This window comes from Nocardia xishanensis NBRC 101358, assembly GCF_001613365.1.
GTDB classification, from domain to species: domain Bacteria; phylum Actinomycetota; class Actinomycetes; order Mycobacteriales; family Mycobacteriaceae; genus Nocardia; species Nocardia xishanensis.
In genome coordinates this window covers 16535-34516 of the sequence record NZ_BDCF01000044.1, presented here as the reverse complement: position 1 = coordinate 34516, position 17982 = coordinate 16535, and the positions used below count along the sequence as shown (strand labels likewise).

General features: G+C 70.4%; 17 protein-coding genes. 11 read left to right on the top strand and 6 right to left on the bottom strand.

Annotated elements, in window-relative coordinates; all coding sequences use genetic code 11:
- Window positions 1-22: 22 nt before the first annotated feature.
- The 3 genes from inhA (at window position 23) to NX1_RS37275 (ending at window position 2580) form a co-directional block, all read left to right on the top strand.
- A complete protein-coding gene (gene inhA, locus NX1_RS26745; protein WP_068064864.1) occupies window positions 23-859 on the top strand; it encodes an NADH-dependent enoyl-ACP reductase InhA in 837 nt (278 codons plus the stop codon).
- 21 nt (window positions 860-880) lie between these two features.
- Window positions 881-1945, top strand: coding sequence for a ferrochelatase (locus tag NX1_RS26740; protein WP_068064861.1), 1065 nt, complete (start codon window positions 881-883; stop codon window positions 1943-1945).
- A 188-nt stretch (window positions 1946-2133) separates the two neighbouring features.
- Entirely contained in the window at window positions 2134-2580 is a 447-nt protein-coding gene (locus tag NX1_RS37275) for a hypothetical protein (RefSeq protein WP_068064858.1), read from the top strand.
- A gap of 205 nt (window positions 2581-2785) precedes the next feature.
- On the opposite strand, the gene NX1_RS26730 is transcribed toward NX1_RS37275, so the two are convergent.
- The 4 genes from NX1_RS26730 to NX1_RS26715 form a co-directional block, all read right to left on the bottom strand.
- Window positions 2786-4012, bottom strand: coding sequence for a cytochrome P450 family protein (locus NX1_RS26730; protein ID WP_068064855.1), 1227 nt, complete (start codon window positions 4010-4012; stop codon window positions 2786-2788).
- A 12-nt stretch (window positions 4013-4024) separates the two neighbouring features.
- The gene (locus NX1_RS26725; protein ID WP_068064955.1) at window positions 4025-5299 is read right to left on the bottom strand and encodes a cytochrome P450; all 1275 of its coding nucleotides are present in this window, start codon (window positions 5297-5299) and stop codon (window positions 4025-4027) included.
- Between the two features lie 339 nt (window positions 5300-5638).
- Window positions 5639-6454, bottom strand: a complete 816-nt coding sequence (locus tag NX1_RS26720; RefSeq protein ID WP_068064852.1) for an Rv1486c family protein — start codon at window positions 6452-6454, stop codon at window positions 5639-5641.
- 97 nt (window positions 6455-6551) lie between these two features.
- Window positions 6552-7409 (bottom strand): DUF3097 domain-containing protein, encoded by an 858-nt coding sequence (locus tag NX1_RS26715; RefSeq protein WP_068064850.1) that lies wholly within the window; start codon window positions 7407-7409, stop codon window positions 6552-6554.
- Between the two features lie 144 nt (window positions 7410-7553).
- On the opposite strand from NX1_RS26715, the gene NX1_RS26710 reads away from it, so the two are divergent.
- From NX1_RS26710 to NX1_RS26690, 5 genes are all read left to right on the top strand, one after another.
- On the top strand, window positions 7554-7985 hold the full coding sequence (locus tag NX1_RS26710) for an NfeD family protein (RefSeq protein WP_068064847.1): 432 nt from the start codon (window positions 7554-7556) through the stop codon (window positions 7983-7985).
- Window positions 7985-9250 carry an SPFH domain-containing protein gene (locus NX1_RS26705; protein ID WP_068064844.1) on the top strand — a complete coding sequence of 422 codons (1266 nt, stop codon included), beginning with the start codon at window positions 7985-7987 and terminating at the stop codon, window positions 9248-9250. The genes NX1_RS26710 and NX1_RS26705 overlap by 1 nt, the downstream gene beginning before the upstream one ends.
- 156 nt (window positions 9251-9406) lie before the next feature.
- On the top strand, window positions 9407-10726 hold the full coding sequence (locus NX1_RS26700) for an ABC transporter substrate-binding protein (RefSeq protein ID WP_245668692.1): 1320 nt from the start codon (window positions 9407-9409) through the stop codon (window positions 10724-10726).
- A gap of 8 nt (window positions 10727-10734) precedes the next feature.
- A complete protein-coding gene (locus NX1_RS26695; protein ID WP_157120093.1) occupies window positions 10735-12540 on the top strand; it encodes an ABC transporter permease family protein in 1806 nt (601 codons plus the stop codon).
- Window positions 12537-14189, top strand: coding sequence for a hypothetical protein (locus tag NX1_RS26690; protein ID WP_068064838.1), 1653 nt, complete (start codon window positions 12537-12539; stop codon window positions 14187-14189). Before NX1_RS26695 ends, NX1_RS26690 begins: the two co-directional genes overlap by 4 nt.
- 120 nt (window positions 14190-14309) lie before the next feature.
- On the opposite strand, the gene NX1_RS26685 is transcribed toward NX1_RS26690, so the two are convergent.
- Window positions 14310-14687: an inorganic diphosphatase gene (locus NX1_RS26685; RefSeq protein ID WP_068064835.1), complete on the bottom strand. Its 378-nt coding sequence runs from the start codon at window positions 14685-14687 to the stop codon at window positions 14310-14312.
- Between the two features lie 48 nt (window positions 14688-14735).
- On the opposite strand from NX1_RS26685, the gene NX1_RS36560 reads away from it, so the two are divergent.
- A complete protein-coding gene (locus NX1_RS36560) occupies window positions 14736-14894 on the top strand; it encodes a hypothetical protein (protein WP_157120091.1) in 159 nt (52 codons plus the stop codon).
- A gap of 112 nt (window positions 14895-15006) precedes the next feature.
- Entirely contained in the window at window positions 15007-15882 is an 876-nt protein-coding gene (locus tag NX1_RS26680) for a VOC family protein (RefSeq protein ID WP_068064831.1), read from the top strand.
- Here NX1_RS26680 and NX1_RS26675 read toward each other — a convergent pair.
- Complete coding sequence (locus tag NX1_RS26675; protein WP_068064828.1) at window positions 15869-16828, bottom strand: Lrp/AsnC family transcriptional regulator; 960 nt, start codon at window positions 16826-16828, stop codon at window positions 15869-15871. The genes NX1_RS26680 and NX1_RS26675 overlap by 14 nt on opposite strands.
- Before the next feature lie 216 nt (window positions 16829-17044).
- Between NX1_RS26675 and NX1_RS26670 the strand changes: the two genes are divergently transcribed.
- On the top strand, window positions 17045-17866 hold the full coding sequence (locus tag NX1_RS26670) for a CorA family divalent cation transporter (RefSeq protein WP_068064825.1): 822 nt from the start codon (window positions 17045-17047) through the stop codon (window positions 17864-17866).
- Window positions 17867-17982: the final 116 nt, after the last annotated feature.

Sequence of the window (17982 nt, the reverse complement as noted above, 5' to 3'; positions counted from 1 at the left end):
ACTTCAGGAGAACCGAGAACTCATGGGCGGACTGCTCGAAGGCAAGACCATCCTGGTCACCGGCATCATCACCGACGCGTCGATCGCGTTCCACGCGGCCGCGGTCGCGCAGGAGCAGGGCGCGAAGGTCATCATCACCGGCATTCCGGAGCGGCTGCGGCTGATCGACCGGATCGGCAAGCGGCTGCCGCAGGAGATCCCGCCCGCCATCGGGCTCGATGTCACCAACGAAGACGATCTGGCCGCGCTGGCCGACAAGGTGCGCGAGCTGGCGCCGGAGGGTGTCGACGGCGTGCTGCACTCGATCGCCTTCGCGCCGCGCACACTGATGGGTCCCGAGGCCCGCCCGTTCCTGGACGGTCCGGGCCCCGACGCCGCCAAGGCGTTCGAGATCTCGGCGTGGAGCTACGCCTCGCTGGCCCGCGCGGTGCTGCCCGTCATGAACGAGGGCGGATCCATCGTCGGCATGGACTTCGACCCGCGCACCGCGATGCCGTACTACAACTGGATGGGCGTGGCAAAGGCGGCGCTGGAGTCGGTCAACCGCTACGTCGCCCGCGAGGTCGGCGTCGCCAAGAAGATCCGTTCCAACCTGATCGCCGCGGGCCCGATCAAGACGCTGGCCGCCAAGGCCATCGCGGGCACCGCCACCGACGACGCCGCGAAGCTGAACCAGCTCAACACCTACTGGGACGGCGCCTCGCCGATCGGCTGGGACGTCGACGACCCGACCGTGGTCGCCAAGTCGATCGTCGCGCTGCTCTCGGATTGGCTGCCAGGCACCACCGGCTCGATCATCTACGTCGACGGCGGGGCCAGCCACAACACCTGGTTCCCGGAGAACTGGTCGGACAACTGAGTTCGTAACGGAGGAGATGCCGTGCCACCGGCCGTCGACGCACTGCTGCTGCTGTCCTTCGGCGGCCCGGAGCGCCCCGAGGACGTGATGCCGTTCCTGGAGAACGTCACCCGGGGCCGCGGGGTGCCGCGCGAACGCCTCGAAGAGGTCGCGCAGCACTACCTGCACTTCGGCGGGGTATCCCCGATCAACGCGCTCAACCGCGACATCATCGCGGCGGTGGAGCGCGAACTCACCGCCGCGGGTATGGATCTGCCGGTGTATTTCGGCAACCGCAACTGGCATCCCATGGTGGAGGACACCGTCACGCGGATGGCCGCCGACGGTGTCCGCTCCGCCCTGGTGTTTCCCACCTCGGCGTGGGGAGGCTACTCGGGCTGCTTGCAGTACAACGAGGACATCGCCAGGGCGCGAAGGGCTTTCGGCGACGGCGCGCCGGAACTGGTGAAGCTGCGCCAGTATTTCGACCACCCGCTGCTGATCGAGGCGTTCGCCGATGCGATCCGCGCCGCGGTGGCCGGACTGCCAGCCGATCGCCGCGACGACGTCCGTCTCGTGTTCACCGCCCACTCCATTCCGGTGTCCGCCGACGCCGCCGCGGGTCCGCCCGCCGATGGCGGCGGGCTGTACCGCCGCCAGGTCGCCGAGGCGGCCCGATTGTGCGCCGCGGCAACCGGATTCGACGACTACGACGTGGTCTGGCAGTCGCGTTCCGGTCCGCCGCAGGTGCCCTGGCTGGAGCCCGACATCGTGGACCACCTCGAGGTGCTGTCCGGTAAGGGCGTGCGGTCGGTGGTGGTCTGCCCCGTCGGTTTCGTGTCGGACCACCTCGAGGTCATCTGGGATCTGGACAACGAAGCCGAGGCCAAGGCCGCCGAACTCGGGATGGCGTTCACCCGCGCCGCCACGCCGGGCACCGATCCGCGTTTCGCGCGCCTGGTGGTCGAGCTGGTCGGCGAGCACATCGGCGGCGTCGAACCGCGGCGGTTGGGCGCGGTGCCCGGGTACGGTTGCACTCGTGACGGCGAGCCGTGCGCCGTCGGCTGTTGCGCACCGGCCCGCGGTGGACGGCCCGGTCGGTCCTGAGGCTCGATCCCCGGCCGCTGTTTCACGGCGGTGTGTTCGGCCCGCACTTGTAATTGCTTGCACGCGAGTGCGCTCGGAGCTTCTTCGGCTGCGCACACCGATTGTGTTGCGTGCCATGGCCTGAGATAGCATCGGGGCCGGTCTTCGGGAGGAGGACCGACCATAACTCGTGCCGGGGAGGCCCTTTGATGTATCTCGAGCTGCTGGCCAATGCCGATCTGATGACGGAAAGCACCGTCTGGACGGCGGCGCTGGATTCCTATGAAGCCCGGCGCGGAGGCGGCGGGAGCAGCGGTGGAGGCGGCGCTGATAGCGACGTCGACGAGTACATCATGTGGATCATCCTCGCGATCGTGGTGATCGCCGTGCTCGTCGTGGTGATTCGGTACTTCAGCAAGAAGAGCTCCGAAACCCCGCCGCCGCAGCAGTTGCCGCCGCCGCAGTATCCGCAGCAGCAGTACGGCCAGCAGCAGTACGGCCAGCAGCAGTACGGCCAGCAGGCGTACGCGCAGCCGCAGTATCAGCACGCGCCCTATCCGCAGCAGCCGCAGTACCCGCCGCCCTATCCGCAGCAGCCGTACCCGCCGCAGTATCAGCAGCAGCCCTATCCGCAGCAATACCCGTCGCAGTACTGACGACAGCCGCCGCGCTCGGTACCGGCGAACACGCAGCCCAGCAACTCATTTCGACGTCTGGCCTCGCAGACCCTTTCAACGCCTCGCAGAGGTCAGAACCTGTGCGAGGCGTGTGAAAGGGCTGCGAAGCCAGGGATGGCGGGCGGCGCCGGTGCGAAGCGCGGGTGCTCGGGTAGGGCGGACCCCACCCGAGCGCGAGTGAAAGCTACCGCGGCGCTTGCAGATACACCGGTAGCGTGCGGTGCCCGTTGGAGACGAAGCTGCCGACCGGCAGCAGCTCCGACGGGTCGACGGCCAGCCGCATGTCCGGGAACCGCTGGAAGATCGCGGGCAGCGCGATCTCGGCTTCCAGCCGGGCCAGGGGAGCGCCGATGCAGTGGTGGGCGCCGTGGCCGAAGGCGACGTGCTCCTTGTTCGCGCGGTGCACGTCGAACTCGTTCGTGGTCTCCCCGTGCACCTTCGGGTCGCGGCTCGCGGCGGCGTAGGACGCCAGGATCGCCTCGCCCTTCGGGATGCGGATATCGCCGATCTCGATGTCCTCCACCGCGTAGCGCAGCGGCAGGTGCGCGACGGGTGACTCGTGGCGCAGCGACTCCTCGACCACGTCCGACCACGGCACCCGGCCCTCGACCACGTCGGCGCGCTGGCTCTGGTGCGTGAGCAGCGCGAAGATGGCCTGGTCGAGCAGGTTGACGGTGGTCTCGTGCCCGGCGTTGATCACCAACATCAGTGTGTCGACGAGTTCCTTCTCGGTCAGCTGCGAGCCGTCCTCGTCGCGGGTGGCGATCAGTACGCTGGTGACGTCGTCGCCGGGGTTGTCCCTCCGGTGCGCGACGAGCTGGCTGACGAGCCCGTACATCTCCAGGTAGTTGGCCTGTCCTTCCTCCGGGCCCAGCGAGGTGTCGAAGAATCCGTCCACGCACTTGCGCAGACCGGGGCCGAGGAACTCGGGCACCCCCAGCAGCTCGGTGATGACCTGGATCGGCACCGGGTAGGCGAAACCCTCACGCAGGTCGGCGGTTTCGCCGGGCGGCGTGGCGGCGAGGGCGTCGAGCAGCTGCGTGGTGATCTCCTCGATGCGCGGCCGCAGCGCCGCGCTGCGCCGATGGGTGAACGCGGGGGCGACGAGCTTGCGCAGGCGGCGGTGGTCGGCGCCGTAGGCGGTGAACATGTTGTCCACGGCGACCCAGGGGTGCAGCGGCCACGCCTCGGTGATCTCGCCGTTGATGAACGCCGACCAGTGCTGGCGCGCGTCCTTGGACACCCTGGGATCGGCCAGCAGGCTCTTGAGCACGGCCGCGTCGGTCACCGACCACGCGGGCACGCCGCCGGGCAGTTCCACGAGCGCGGCGGGTCCGCGCTCGCGGATCCGCGCGGACTCGCCCTGGATGTCGGCGCCGGTCAGGTCGAGGACTATCGGTTCATACTCCATCGGTGGGCTCCTTTACCCGAGATGCAACGGAGGGGACGGGGGAAAGACGACCGGAAGCGCCGCCATGGCGCGGTGGAACGGCCCTGGCCGCCAGCCCAAGCCGGCGGCGGGCACGGCGAGCTCCAGTTCGGGCAGCGCGTCGAGCAGCTGGTCGATCGCGTCCTGCACCACCAGGTACGCCACCGAGCGGGCCGGACACGCGTGCGGACCCGCGCCCCACGCCAGATGCGAGCGGTTGCCGGTGCGGTCGCCGCCGCTGACGGCCGGGTCGTTGTTGCACGCGGCCAGGCTGATGAGGACCGGCTGGTGCGCGGGCAGCCAGGTGTTGTCGATCAGGATCGGCTGGCGCGGGTAGGTGATGGAGAAGTTCGCCATCGGCGGGTCGTTGAACAGCACCTCGTCGAGCGCGTCGCGGGTCGAGAGGCTGCCGCCGAGGACGTGCCCGCCGAACCGGTCGTCGGTGAGCATCAGCAGCAGGGTGTTGGTGATCAGGTTCTGCTGCGGTTCGATCCCCGCGCCGTAGAAGCTGATCAGCTGGCAGAGCATTTCCTCGTCGTCCAGCTTGGCCGGGTGGTGCGCCAGTCGCGAGGTGACGTCGTCGCCCGGCTCGGCGCGCCGCAGCGCGATCAGTTCCATCAGCGCCGCGCTGAGCATCTCCATGCCGCGCGCCGCCTCGACGGTGTCGAAGAGCATCGCCATGCCGGTCGCCACGCGCTGGCCGAGCTCGGTCGAGCAGCCGACCATCTGGTTGAGGACCTCGAAGACGAGCGGGAAGGCGTACTGGGTGACCAGGTCGGCCGAACCCGCCTCGCAGAAGGAGTTGATCAGCGGGATGGCGATCTTCTCGACGGTCGCGTGGAGCGCGTGTAAGTCGATTCCGTCGATACTGGCAACGTAGGCCTGTCGGTAGCGCGCGTGCACCGCGCCGGCGTTGCGCAGCGCGTTCGGGTACCACTCCATCATCGGTTTGACGGGGCAGTCGGCCGGGATGTCCTTCTGCCAGGTCCGCGGGTCCGCGGGGAAGTGATCCGGGTCGTTGAGGATGCGCAGCGCCGTGTTGTAGCCGATGATCAGCGTCGCGGGCACGCCGGGCGCCAGCTCGATGGGGATCACCGAACCGTATTGGCGACGCATGCCGTCATAGGCTCCGTGCGGGTCGGCGGCGAACTCTGGTCCGTGCAGCGGGATTCGGGGGCCGTCCGAGCCGATCGGGGATCCGTGCTGAACGGGGCAGACTCCGGGTGCGGTGGCGTGCGGCGCGGTGACCGCGGGCTGTGACGAGGTCAAAAGACGGTACTCCTGACGAGGGACATGAGCTCCGCGCCGAGGACCGGAACTCTGGTGGGCTGCACCGTAGTTCGCCAGATTCACCGCACAGTCCTTGTCGGACAGGCGATCCGGGCCTGCGATCGCCGTCGATCCGAGCACATCCCGACCCAAGCGTCCAGAACTCGACAACTCGCCCACGTTAGCAGTAACGCGACGAGTTCTCTTTCGATGCGTTAACAAACTTTCGGCGGCCGGTGCGTGGCTCGCCGAAACGCCTGTTCATGCGGCAGGTGAGACTCCGAAAGTGGCTGTCAGGATGTCTGATTCGCGCGACGTTCGGCTCGCGGCGGTGGCCGCCTAGCGCTCGCCGCGCGCGGCGGCGTGTACCGCGACGAGCCTGGCCGCGCGGATCGCGTCCCACAGCGGGCGCAGCAACGTCTCCTGCGCGCCGATGGCGCTGGCGGAGGTGGGGGCGGAGGCCGGTTCACGTTGCGCCACGGTGAGAATCGCGGCCACGTGATCGGCGGTGTCCAGGATGCGCTTGGCGCGCAGCGGAATCGAGTCCGGGTAGTCGTGCCTGGCGTAATCGGCCAGTTCGGCCTCGATGAGTTCGCGCGGATCGGATTCGACGGAACCGACCGCGGTGGTGTGCAGTTTCATCAGCGCGTCGGCCGCGTCGCGGACGGCTTCCCGCATGGTGTATTCGGCCTCGCCGAGCGACATGTCGGGTCCGAACGCGGGCGGGATAGGGGTGCTGTAGAGCGTCCACTGGAGGGTGGTCTCGTCGGCCCATTGCGGGATCAGCCCGGTGCCGTCGGCGCCGGGCACGCCGACCAGCATGCCTTCCTCGGCGTCCATCGCGTCGGCGGTGAACACGGTGCCCGGCGGCAGCCCGCGCACGTCGCCGGGGACGGGAAGCACCAGGCGAAGCTGCGCGCCGGGCTGGGTCATGGCCTCGCGAATCACCTTGAGCAGCGCCATGAGACCGGAGCCGGGCAACGTGCTGCGGGAGGACCAGGGCAGGTCGGTGCGGCCGCCGGTCAGCGGGTCGCCCGCGGCGATGGTGTGCCGCGGCGCCCAGGCGTGCAGCGCCTCCAGCACATCGTCGGGCGCGCTGCATCCGGCCAGCCAGGAGCCGGCCCAGACCGTCAGCGTGGCACTAGGAGAGCACATAATCATCGAGCATAAACGCTCCGGGCTACCGGTGGGCATCGGCGCATCAACCCTCGTGAGCTGCACGCACTCCCGAATCCGGCGGCCCCCGGCTGCGTCACCTCGGCCCTTGCCCCGCCGCGTCTCCCGGTCGGTCCGGTTCGGTGACGAAGTCGATCAGGCGTTCGACAGCGCCGATCAGCGGGGCCTCCAGATCGCGGAAGGACTCGACGGCGTCGTAGACCCTCCGCCACCCGTCCTGCGGGGTCCCCCAGCCGAGGCGACGGCACACCCCCGTCTTCCAGTCTTCGCCGCGCGGCACCTGCGGCCAGGCCTCGATACGCAGCGCGGCCGGCCGGACGGCCTGCCAGACATCGATATAGGGATGCCCGGTCACCAGCACGTGCGGGCCCAGGCCGGTGGTGAGCTGGGTTTCCTTGGAGCCGGTGACCAGGTGGTCGACCAGCACGCCGACCCGGCGGCCCGGCCCCGGCTCGAACTCCGTCAGCCGCTCGGCCAGATTGTCCAGACCCTCCAGGTGCTCCACCACCACGCCCTCGACCCGCAGGTCGTGGCCCCACACCCGCTCGACCAGGGCGGCGTCGTGCACACCCTCCACCCAGATCCTGCTGGCCTTGGCCACCCGGGCGCGCAGGCCCGCGACGCGGGTGGAACCGGACGCCGACCTGGCCTGCTGCTTCGGCGCGGCTGCGGCGGGGCGCACCAGGGTGACCGGTCGTCCGTCGATCAGGAACGCGGCCTCCCGCAGCGCGAACAGCCGCACCGCGCCGCGCGCGTCCTCCAGTTTCACGAACTCGCCGTCGTAGCTGCGGTCGAATCCGACCACGGCGCCGCAGAATCCGCTTGCCGCGTCCTCCACCACCAGGTCGCGTTCGGCGGTGACCCGCGGCGCGGGCGTCTTCTTGGACCTTTCGTGTCCGGCGAAGATGTCGCCGTACCTGTCGCGCGTACCCACCCGCCCGAAACTACCCGGTGGCGCGCGGATTTCGCGGGCGCGACGCAACGTGTTCGGCCGCTGGCCGGCGAGGCAGGCGGCCGTGCGCCGCGCTGGGCTGGGTTTTCGACGGACATCGGCCGAGAGCGCCGTTAGAGTAGGTGCGTGGCCGCAATAGCTTGGCTGGTCGCGGGGATTCTGCTCGCGGCGGCAGAGATGCTCACCGGGGACCTCACGCTGCTGATGATCGGCGTCGCGGCCCTCGGCACGGCCGGGGTGAGCGCAGTGGCGGACACCACGCTGGTGGCCGACTCGGTGGTCTTCGCGGTGATCACCGCGGTGCTGTTGCTCGGGGTGCGGCCTGTGCTGCGCCGCCGGTTCGGCACGCCGCCGCCGATTCCGACGAATGTGGATGCGCTGCCGGGGAAATCGGCCCTGGTGTTGGAGGAAGTGGCCGCCCATTCGGGCAGGGTGAAACTGGGCGGCGAAGTGTGGACCGCCCGGCCGATGAACCCGGACGAGGTGTACGAGCCGGGAGTGACCGTGTATGTGATGAAGATCGACGGCGCGACGGCCGTCGTCTGGAAGGGGCCGTAATGGCTGTATTGATCGTCGCCGCCGTGCTCGTCCTGCTGGTCGTGGTGGTGGTGTTCAAATCCATCGCCTTGGTGCCGCAGGCCGAGGCGGCGGTCATCGAACGGCTCGGCCGGTACTCGCGGACGGTGTCCGGTCAGCTGACGTTCCTGGTGCCGTTCGCCGATCGGATCCGCGCCAAGGTCGACCTGCGCGAGCGGGTGGTGTCCTTCCCGCCGCAGCCGGTCATCACCCAGGACAACCTGACGCTGCAGATCGACTCGGTGGTGTATTTCCAGGTCACCAGCCCGCAGGCCGCGGTCTACGAGATCAGCAACTACATCGCCGCGGTCGAGCAGCTCACCGTCACCACGCTGCGCAACGTGGTCGGCGGCATGACGCTGGAGGAGACGCTGACCTCCCGCGACCAGATCAACAGCCAGCTGCGCGGCGTGCTCGACGAGGCGACCGGCCGCTGGGGCCTTCGCGTGGCGCGGGTGGAGCTCAAGGCCATCGATCCGCCGCCGTCGATCCAGGAGTCGATGGAAAAGCAGATGAAGGCCGACCGCGAGAAGCGAGCCATGATCCTCACCGCGGAGGGCACGCGGGAGTCGCAGATCAAGACGGCCGAGGGCGCCAAGCAGGCGCAGATCCTCTCCGCCGAGGGCGCCAAACAGTCCGCTATCCTGAGCGCCGAAGGCGAACGGCAGAGCCGCATCCTGCGCGCCCAGGGTGAGCGCGCCGCCGCCTACCTGCAAGCGCAGGGTCAGGCGAAGGCCATCGAAAAGGTCTTCGCCGCAATCAAATCCGGCAAGCCGACGCCGGAACTTCTTGCCTACCAGTACATGCAGACGCTGCCGATGGTCGCGCGCGGCGACGCGAACAAGGTGTGGCTGGTGCCGAGCGATTTCGGCAAGGCGCTGGAGGGCTTCGCCAAGAGCTTCGGCACCCAGGGCGAGGACGGCGTGTTCCGCTACGAGCCGCCCGCAGAGGAAGCGGCTCCGGTGAAGGTGGAGGACGATTCCGACGTCGCCGACTGGTTCGACACCGCGCCCGATCCCACCATCGAACGCGCCGTGCGCGCCGCGGAGGCCAGTGCGCGCCAGCCGGTGGAGGGGCTCACACCGACCCCGCAGCTGCGCCCGCACGAACCCTCTTCGCATCAGCAGGTGATCCCGCCCGGCGGCGAGTCGTCGCCGGCTCCCGAGCAGGCCCCGCACCCTCCGGCCCACCGCACGGACGACCCGCACGGCCGTCCGTGGCAGCCGCCGGAGAACTACCGGCAGTAGATTTTTCGCACCGCCCCGCCGCTCCGATCGTCGAGCGGCGGGGCGGTTCTTCGTGGCGTGTCGTGTCGCTGGGAATGCCCAAGTAATCAGGGGCGCGGTGTATTTCGCGGTGTTCGGCCGAAATTCGCTGGCTCGGTCGATAATTGGGGTGCTCGCGTGCAAACCGACATCCGGGGGAACATGCTGACCCGTAGGGCGCTGGTGCAGATGGCGCTGGTCGCGCCGCTGGCGGGCTGCGGCGCGGGCGTGCTCGGCACGCCGGGCACGGTGCGGATCGCGGTGTCGTGGAGCGGTTCCGAGCTCGTCGCGTTCCGCACCGTGCTCGACGCGCTGCGGTTGTCGCACTCGGTCGACGTGATCCCGCTCGGCGACGAGATCGAGACGGCGTTGACGGGCGGCCGGTCGGCGCCGGAACTGGTCATGCTGCCGCAGGCGGGCTGGGTCCGCGACCTGGCCGAACTCGGCAGGCTGCGCGACGTTCCGGAATCGCTGTGGCTCGACGAGGCGAACCAGCCCAGCTATTCGCCCGTGTGGGCGGACCTGCTGTACTACGACGGACGCCCGTACGGCGTGCCGTTCAAAGCGTCCGACAAGTCGATGGTCTGGTTCGACCGTCAGTCGGCGGCCGAATCCGGGGTCGGCACCCCGGCGCTGTGGACACTGGACCACTGGCTCGACCGCATCGAGTTCCTCGCGGGCAAGGATCAGCGGTTGCTCGCGCTGGCCGCGGCGGACGGGTGGGCGCTGACCGATCTGTTCGAGAATCTGCTCTACGCGCAGAACCCGGACACGTATGCGGCGCTCGCCCAGCGCGACGCAGCGGTGACCTGGGAAATGGACGCGGTGCGCGGCGCTCTCGCCCTGCTCGGATCGTGGGCGGCGAACAGCGAGGCGTTCGCGGGCGGGGTCGGCACCTCGCTGACCATGCAGTTCTCCGACGCCGTCCGGGAGGTGTTCGAGCGCAAGCGGGCGGTGATGGTGGTCGCGCCCGATTTCGCCGAACCGGTCGTGCGCAAGGCCGTCGCGGATTCCGGCCGCAAACCCGCCGACGTGGTCGGCGTGACGGCCTTTCCCGGTATCGGCCGGGAAGGGCCGCGCCCGCGCATCGTCGGCGGTGACGTCCTCGTGCTGACCCGTTCGGCGGACGATCGCGCGGGACGAGTGCTCGCCGCGCTCGCCGCTCCCTCGGCGCCGTTGCCGTGGATCAACCGGTTTCACGGTTTCCTCGCGCCGAACGCGCACACCGACGCCGCCTATTCGCCGTTCCTGCGTCCGTCGGCCCAGCGGCTGCGCGAGACGGCGGCCTCCGATCCGCGTGACGAGACGGTGTTCGATCTGTCCGATCGGATCGGACCGCTCGGCGGCCGAAACGGCTTGTGGCGGATACTGACCGAGTTCCTCATCGCCGTCGACGGCGAGCCCTCCCGCATCGGTCCCGCCGTCGACGATGCCGTCTCGGCCCTGGACCGGTGGTGAGCGCGGCGATGACGACGACGCCAGGATTCTCCAGCAACGGACTGCATCTCGAGCTCGCCACCCGGCGCATGCGCGGCGCGCTGATCGGCGGTCGCCATCCTTGGCGCGGATGGGAGTGGGCCAGGGCGGCGACCGCGTGGTCGCTGGCGGCGCTGTTGTTGCTCGCCTCGGGCTGGACAATGCTCGGTGCGGGCATGCGAGTGTGGCTACCGCTGCTGCTCTTTCTCGCCGGTGTCGCGGCAATGATCGTGGCCCGAATGTTCGCGCATGGTAAGCCGCGGGTCGTAGCGGAGGTCGTCGCCGTCGGTCTCTTGCTGGCGGGGCCGCTGGTGTTCGTCGCGCAAGCGGACGCGGACGCGCTCGGCGTCTACCGCCGGACGCTGCTCTTCGTGCTGGCCGGACTCGGCGTCATGACGGCGGCGCTGTGCACCGCGTGGTGGAGCCGCGACGTGCGGTGGTTGTGGTTACCGCTGGTCGTGCCGTTCGGCGTCGCCGCCTTCGTCTCCGGCCTCGCCTTCCGGGTGATGTTCGAGGCGGCGGTGCCGGAGGGCGACGTCGCGACGTTCCAGTCCGGCTACCGGTGGATGCCGGTGCTGGCCTATTGCTGGACCTGGTTCGGGTTCCTCACCGGGATGTTCTCCGCAGGTCTGCGGGCGATCGAGACGGACCCGGTGCGCTGGGGATACCTCAACGCGCCGACCGGGCCCTTCCGGTTCGCGGTCATGGCCTGGCGCGCCCGGCAACTGGTGCAGCCGGTGGTGCTGATCGCCGGGATCGCCGCGGTGGTCGCGGCGGCCAGGGTGTTCGACGTCATCCTCATCGGCATCCCCTCGGCCTACCAGTACGACAGTGACAGCGCGACCGTGCGCTGGTGGCGGCTGCTCACCACCGAGGGGACCTCGGGCGGGGTGGCGACCTACTCGATTCCGCTGGCGGTCCTGGTCGGTGTCTGCGCGTTCGCGCTGTGGCAGGCGGGTGGCGCGCGCGAGCTGCGGTTGCCGCCGCACCCGAGTGCGCACGAAGCGTACGCCGCGCGGCGGGCCGGGCCGGTCGCCACCGGATTCGCGGTGCTGATGGCCGTGGTCTCCGTCGCGCCGTTGCTGATGCTGGCATTTGTCTCGATGCGGCGGCCGGACGGGCTCGGCCTGCCCGCGATCGGCCGTGTCTGGCAGGCCGGGCTGCCCTCGACGCTGGGGCTGACCGCGCTGGTGGCGACGGTCGCGACCGTGCTCGCGGTGTCGGCCGCGCTGCCCGTCGCGCGGTGGCTGTCCGTCACGCCGTCGGACACGTGGCGTGTTCGTCTCGTCGTCACCGCCTTGATCGTGCTCGCCGTGCTGCCCGCTCAGATGTATCTCGGGCCGATCGACGAGGTGAGCGAGTCCTTGGGGCTGTCCGGCACGCAGTATCCGCTGATGCTGGTGCACGGGGCCGCCGGTCTGCCGGTCAGCGTGCTGATCCTGCGCGGTGCGATGCGGGCGGCCGAGGAGAATCCGAGTTCGGCCCCGCTGCACGGGTTGGCCAGACCGGGCGCGGTGGCGCGGCGGCTGTGGGACGGCGCCGGTCGCGCCGTGGTCACGGCGGCGGTGCTGGAGTTCATCCTGGTGTGGAACGACTTCTTCGTCAGCTTGATGATCAGCGGCGCCGGTGTCAGCCCGTGGTCGCTGCTGCTGTGGGGTGAGGCCCGCCAATACGAGGAGAACCTGCCGCAGCTGGCCGCCGGATCGCTGGTGTTCGCGATCGTCCCGGTCCTGTTGCTGCTGGCGACCTGGCGCCGGTTCCTCGTGCCGGGTCTGACCGGGGGAGCGCTGCGATGACCGAAGGGCCGCCGCCGTCTCCCGGGGTCGCCGCGCCTCCGCCGGCGTTGCTGCGCTTCCGGTTCGGCGGTGGCGCGTTGGCGGGCGCCGTGCTCCTCGGGCTGGTCATCAATATCGTGTCCAGCCTCTTCCTCGAACGCGGCGTCGGCGTGCTGCTTTCGGTGGGACTGCTGGTGGTCGCGCTGCTCGCCGTGCTGTTCCTCGTCGGTCGCTGGTTGTCCGCCGAACGGCGCAGACTTCGCGAAAGCCCGCACACCACAAGGGAACTGGAGCTGCTCAGCGAGTTCGACGACGCGGAGACGCCGATCGGAGCCGGCCCGAACGTCGCAGCGCCGCCGCTGACGACGCTGTTCGCCGCCACCCACGAGGAGGCGGCGGTGCTGGGGGAGCTGCCGGTGCGCGAACACAGCGCGGCCGCGTTGCTGGCCGTGCTCACGGCTGTTCTGGACGCGCCGTCGCGCGATCCGTCCGACGGCGCGCCCGCGTCGACCACCGCGCCGCTGCTGCTCGCCGAGCTCCAGGAGCGAGGGTTCGTGAAGAGCGCCGGTGTGCAGCAGTACTGGGTCGTCGCGGCGCCCCGCGCCCCCTCCGCGGCCGAGGCGCGGGACGGGCTGCGGTGGAAAGCCGCGGTGACGGCGCTCGTGCGGCATCACGCCGACCGCGCCGAGCGATGGGCGATCGGCCTCGGCACACCGCGTTTCGCCGCTGCCGGGCGCGGTTGGTTCGAGGCCGAGGAGTCGTTCTTGCGGCGGTTGGTGATCGAGTGCGCGTCCTTCGGGGACGGGCTGCCGATGACCGCGATACCCGGCCTGATCCGGATCGCCGACGCCCTGGACGTCTGGCACGCGCGCACCGGCGGACACGACGCCGAGCTGGCCGGAAAACTGTGTCAGCTGAACGAGCTGGACGCACTCGGCGCGCATGCCGCGCAGGTTCGGCTGCGCGCTGATCCGGATGCCGAACCGCCGCGCCGCGGCGGCGACGGCGGCCGCTACGCCGATCTGACCGCGCGTTACGAGCACGCGAAAGCACTCGAAACGCTGGGAGCCGACCCGTCGGCTAGCACCGCCGCGCAGCTGGCGCGGGCGCGCCGACGGCTGGATCGGGTCTGGTGGTCGCTTCCGCGCGAGGACATCCCTGGTGAGGTCTGCGCCCTCGTCAACCTGGGTGTGGTGCTCCTGCGCCAGGGTCTGCTCGACGACGCGCAGGATCGCCTGGAACTGGCCGAGGCGCTGACCAGGCAGGGCCGCGATCCGGGCGGTCGCGCCCACATGCACGAGATCCTCGGCCACGTCTGGTGGGCCCGCGGGGAGGGCACCCGCGCGCTGCGGTGCTGGCGGCTGTCGCTGACCGCTTATCGGGCGCTGCGCGACGATCACGGCATCGCCCGTTGCCTCCAGCATCTCGCCGCGGCGGTGATCGCCGAGCCGCGCTGCGCCGACGAGGTGCTCGGGCGGGACCCGGTGCTCCCACCCGCTCTCGCGGTCGAGGAGGCGACCGGCTGGCTGGCCGAGGCCCAGGCGCTGTATCCCGCCGCGTTGACAGCGAATCACTATCGGGCCCAATCGATCACGCTGCACGGCGTGACGCCGCGCGCCGACGCGAACCGGTGGCCGTTGCCGGCGCACGAGAGGGTTGCGAGCGGCTGACGCCGTGCTCGGCGACTCCGTGTTCGCCGGTCACGAGCCGTCTGCGGCATCGCGTGATCCGTCGGCCCATACAACGCCCACACGGCGCGAGATGCCGGACGGAGTCGAGCGTTTCAGTGCTCAGGAGCGGATGATCGTGTGCGCGCCCGGCGTCTCCTGGAAGGCGACTGCCGCGAGGATCGTGTCGTCGCCGGGCGGTGTCGCGCCGTCGGCGATGACCACGAGTTTGTCATCGTCGTCGTCGAATCGATGGACGATGGCGACGCAGCGGCCCTCGGCGTGCTCCAGCGGTTCGTCGGCGCCGAGGTAGTAGGCGTCGAGTTCGGCGCCGTCCGGTGCGAGGGTGCCGGGGACGTAGCCGTAGTTCACCTCGTAGACGAACCCGCATCGAGGATGCCTGCTACCGAGCGGGCGATCGAAACGCAGTGCGACGCGTCGGTTCAGAAAGGGCCGGGCCAAGCGCAGGGACGCGGAGTCGGCGTCCGCGGGGATGTCCATTCGGCCACCTTAGGCCGGGTCGTGGTCCGGTCGCCCGACCCGCCGCCGATGAAGTTTGCTGAAGTGGTGGCGCCGACCGAGCGCGAGGTGCTGCGTCTCGCGCTGGATCTGGTCACCGGCAGGCTGCTGATCGCCGAGGCGGAGTTGCTCGACGGCGCCACCGCGTGCGGCGAGGAACTGCGCGCGGCGCTCGATCCGGATCGCTGACTCGCGCCGGCGACGCGTCGGAATCCGTCCGGCTCCGCCGTGTCCGCGCCGGAATCCGGCGCGCGGCGTCCGGTGACGGGTGTTCGGCGGCATCGCCCCGCAGGCTGGGACCATGGCCGACAACATCACCGCCGTGCACCACGCCGGTATCCTCACCCGCGATCTCGATGCGCTCGAAAGCGTCTATCGCGCCATGGGTTTCACCCTCAGCCCGCGCTCGCGGCACCTGCTGAGCGCGCGGCCCGGTGAGCCGCCGCAGCCGGGTTGCACCGCGAATCTGTGCGCCCTGTTCGGCGGGTCCTATATCGAACTGCTCGGCATCGTCGACGAGTCCGCGCCCGACCCGTGGCATACCAAGGCGATGGCCGATCGGTACGAGGGATTCCGCATTCTCAACCTCGACACCGACGACGCGGCGGCCACGGACGACCGGCTCGTGGCCCTGGGGATGCGGCCGTCCGGCGTGCTCGATCTCGAGCGCGACGTCGACACCGCCGACGGCCCGCGCACGGTCCTGGCGCGCGCCGTGCACCTGGATCCGCGCACCACGCCGGAGGGCTATATCGGTCTCGCGCAACACCTCACGCGCGAATACGTGCACCAGCCCCGCTATCTCACGCATCGAAACGGCGCGCGCGGTATCGCCGCGGTGCTGATCGTGGCGGCCGACGACGAATACGACGGGATCGCGCGGCGGTACGCCGATCTGCTCGGGGCCGAATGGACGGCCGACGGACCGCTGTCCGTTCTCGAACACAAGGACGTGCGCCTGGAACTGCTGCGCACAGCCGATGTCGCCGCGGTGCTGCCCGGCGAACCCGTCCCGGCCCCTTCGTATCTCGCCGCCATGACGATCCGTGTGGCCGACCTCGCCGAAGCGCGCGGGGTGGTCGAGCGCGGCGGCATCTCCACCCGTGACGTGCGGGGCGGATTCTTCGTCTCCGGCCGCGACGCCCACGGAGCGGGTCTGTTCTTCACCGCGGGATGAGCGCGGGCGCCGCGCGCTTGGCATAGCGGGTGACCGCCGCGGTGTCCAGGCGCGTCACGCCGGGCAGCGCGCCAACCCGGTCGACGACGTAGTCGAACACCGCGTCGGCGTCACGACAGACCGCCACGGCGATGATGTTGTGCGGTCCGGTGATCGCGCCCGCGAACGCGATCTCGGGGTCCTCGATCAGCGCCGCGCCGACGGCCGCGAGATGCTGCGGCGCCACGGTCAGCCACAGCACGCACTGGAAGGAGTAGCCGAGCAGCGCGGCGTCCACTTCGACGTCGAAGCCGAGCACGCCCGCCCGCCGCAGCTCGTCCAGCCTGCGGCGCACCGCGGACTCCGACCAGCCGAGCGCACCGGCCAGATTCGGATAGCCGATGCGTCCGTCGGCGGCCAACCGGGGCAGCATGCGCCGGTCCAGATCGCCGAGGGCGACCGGAACGGTCGCAACCGGCTGTGCCGGCCGCAGCGCGGCCACCTGGTCGTCGTCGAGCGCGGAGGTGCGGCCACGCCAGCGCCGGCGCGTGAGATGGCGGACCATTCGCTGGGCGTCGACGCCGAGGATGTCGGAATGCCTGGCCAGTGCGGACAGCGGTGCGGATTCGGCGGCCGCCGTACGGAAGACGCAGACGATCTCGGCGCCGCTGGACAGCACCGTCACCCACGCGGTGTCCGGCCGGGCGGCCAGCGCTCGTGCCAGCTCGTCCGCCCGGTGCGGCCGGATCCTGAGCCGTACCACCCATTCCGCGCCGCCGATACGTCCGCTGTCGGTCACGCCGGTGACACGCACCGCGCCCGTCGCGGCCAGTCGCGCGAACCGCCGCGCCACGGTGCGATCGGAGACCGACAGCACCCGCGCGATCCTGCTGAACGGCGCTCGCCCGTCGACCTGCAGCGCGTGCAGCAGCCCGAGATCGACCGCGTCGAACGTCTCGGATTCCACCCCTCGAGGATACGGTGACTCGGAATCCGCTGCGGGCCGGGCGGATACGCGAAGACAAGCGTGGGGAACCGCACATCCCCCTCGATTGACGCGGCCCGAGACGCCCGTTACTAATGGACGGTGGCGCGTATCGCGCCACACAGCAGCCTGACGAGTGAAGCGGGGTGAGCGGCGGATGCCGGATACGACCATCGGAACGCCGACTCGGAGTCCGAGATGACCAGCGCGGTCAGCACGCCCACCGACCGCTTCGACACCGAGGTGCTCGGCCTGCATTGGATTCCGCTGACGGCGTCGGACGAGGACACCGCGGCGGTGTTGTGCGAACGCCTCGGCATCGATTTCTCGCGCCCCCACGACAGCATCTGGGAGACAGGCGATTTCGTCTATCTCCCGGTCATGGCGACCTACCTGCGCGGCGGCGCCGTGCGGCGCGAGACGGTCGTGTTCGCGCTGGGCGGCGATTTCGTGGTCACCGCGTACTCCGCGGAACCGTTCGCGCCGTTCGATCGCGCCGTCACGGAGATGGGTCGCAGGCCCGCGCTCGCCGGTTCACCGCACGGCGTGCTCTACGCCCTGTTGCGCTCGCTGACCGAGGCCGCCGAGGCGGTGCTCGGGCACGCGCGGGCGGAATCGGACACGTTGGCTCGCGACATGGACACCACCGTCGACGGCAGCGACCGGCCGCTCGAGATCCGCGACCTGCGCGCCGCGTTGGTCCGGATGGACGCCGTGGAGGACGCCGTCACCCGGGTGCGCGACACCCAGCGCGACCTCATCCGCGCCGGACGCCGCCTGCGGGCCGAGCACGGCCGGCGCACCGGGGATCTGGACAGCGCGATCCGCGACCTGCTCGCCGACATCGCCGACGTCCGCGGGCGAGCGGACGCCGAACACGATCGCATCCGCTACCTCCAGCACGCGCTGCTGCTGCGCGTCGAGATGCAGCACGCCAGAGTCGTCAAGATCCTGGCCCTGTCGGCCGCCCTGGTCTCCCTCGGCATCCTCGCCCTGTGCTACCTGGTGGTCCTCGGCTGATCCGGCAGCCGTACCGCTACCGAAACCCGCACCGAAAATCCCAGTCTCACAGCGGAACTCGTCCTCGCGATCCGGCCGTTCCACGCCATTCCGCCAGGTAGTATTCGACAGACCCG

Excerpts from the sequence above, each read along its gene's own strand:
- NX1_RS26685 (WP_068064835.1), bottom strand. The coding sequence starts at position 14,687 with ATGGACATCCCCGCGGACGCCGACTCCGCGTCCCTGCGCTTGGCCCGG.
- NX1_RS36560 (WP_157120091.1), top strand. The coding sequence starts at position 14,736 with ATGAAGTTTGCTGAAGTGGTGGCGCCGACCGAGCGCGAGGTGCTGCGT.
- NX1_RS26705 (WP_068064844.1), top strand. The coding sequence starts at position 7,985 with ATGGCTGTATTGATCGTCGCCGCCGTGCTCGTCCTGCTGGTCGTGGTG.
- NX1_RS26720 (WP_068064852.1), bottom strand. The coding sequence starts at position 6,454 with ATGTGCTCTCCTAGTGCCACGCTGACGGTCTGGGCCGGCTCCTGGCTG.
- NX1_RS26695 (WP_157120093.1), top strand. The coding sequence starts at position 10,735 with ATGACGACGACGCCAGGATTCTCCAGCAACGGACTGCATCTCGAGCTC.
- NX1_RS26670 (WP_068064825.1), top strand. The coding sequence starts at position 17,045 with ATGACCAGCGCGGTCAGCACGCCCACCGACCGCTTCGACACCGAGGTG.
- NX1_RS26730 (WP_068064855.1), bottom strand. The coding sequence starts at position 4,012 with ATGGAGTATGAACCGATAGTCCTCGACCTGACCGGCGCCGACATCCAG.
- NX1_RS26680 (WP_068064831.1), top strand. The coding sequence starts at position 15,007 with ATGGCCGACAACATCACCGCCGTGCACCACGCCGGTATCCTCACCCGC.
- NX1_RS26690 (WP_068064838.1), top strand. The coding sequence starts at position 12,537 with ATGACCGAAGGGCCGCCGCCGTCTCCCGGGGTCGCCGCGCCTCCGCCG.
- inhA (WP_068064864.1), top strand. The coding sequence starts at position 23 with ATGGGCGGACTGCTCGAAGGCAAGACCATCCTGGTCACCGGCATCATC.
- NX1_RS37275 (WP_068064858.1), top strand. The coding sequence starts at position 2,134 with ATGTATCTCGAGCTGCTGGCCAATGCCGATCTGATGACGGAAAGCACC.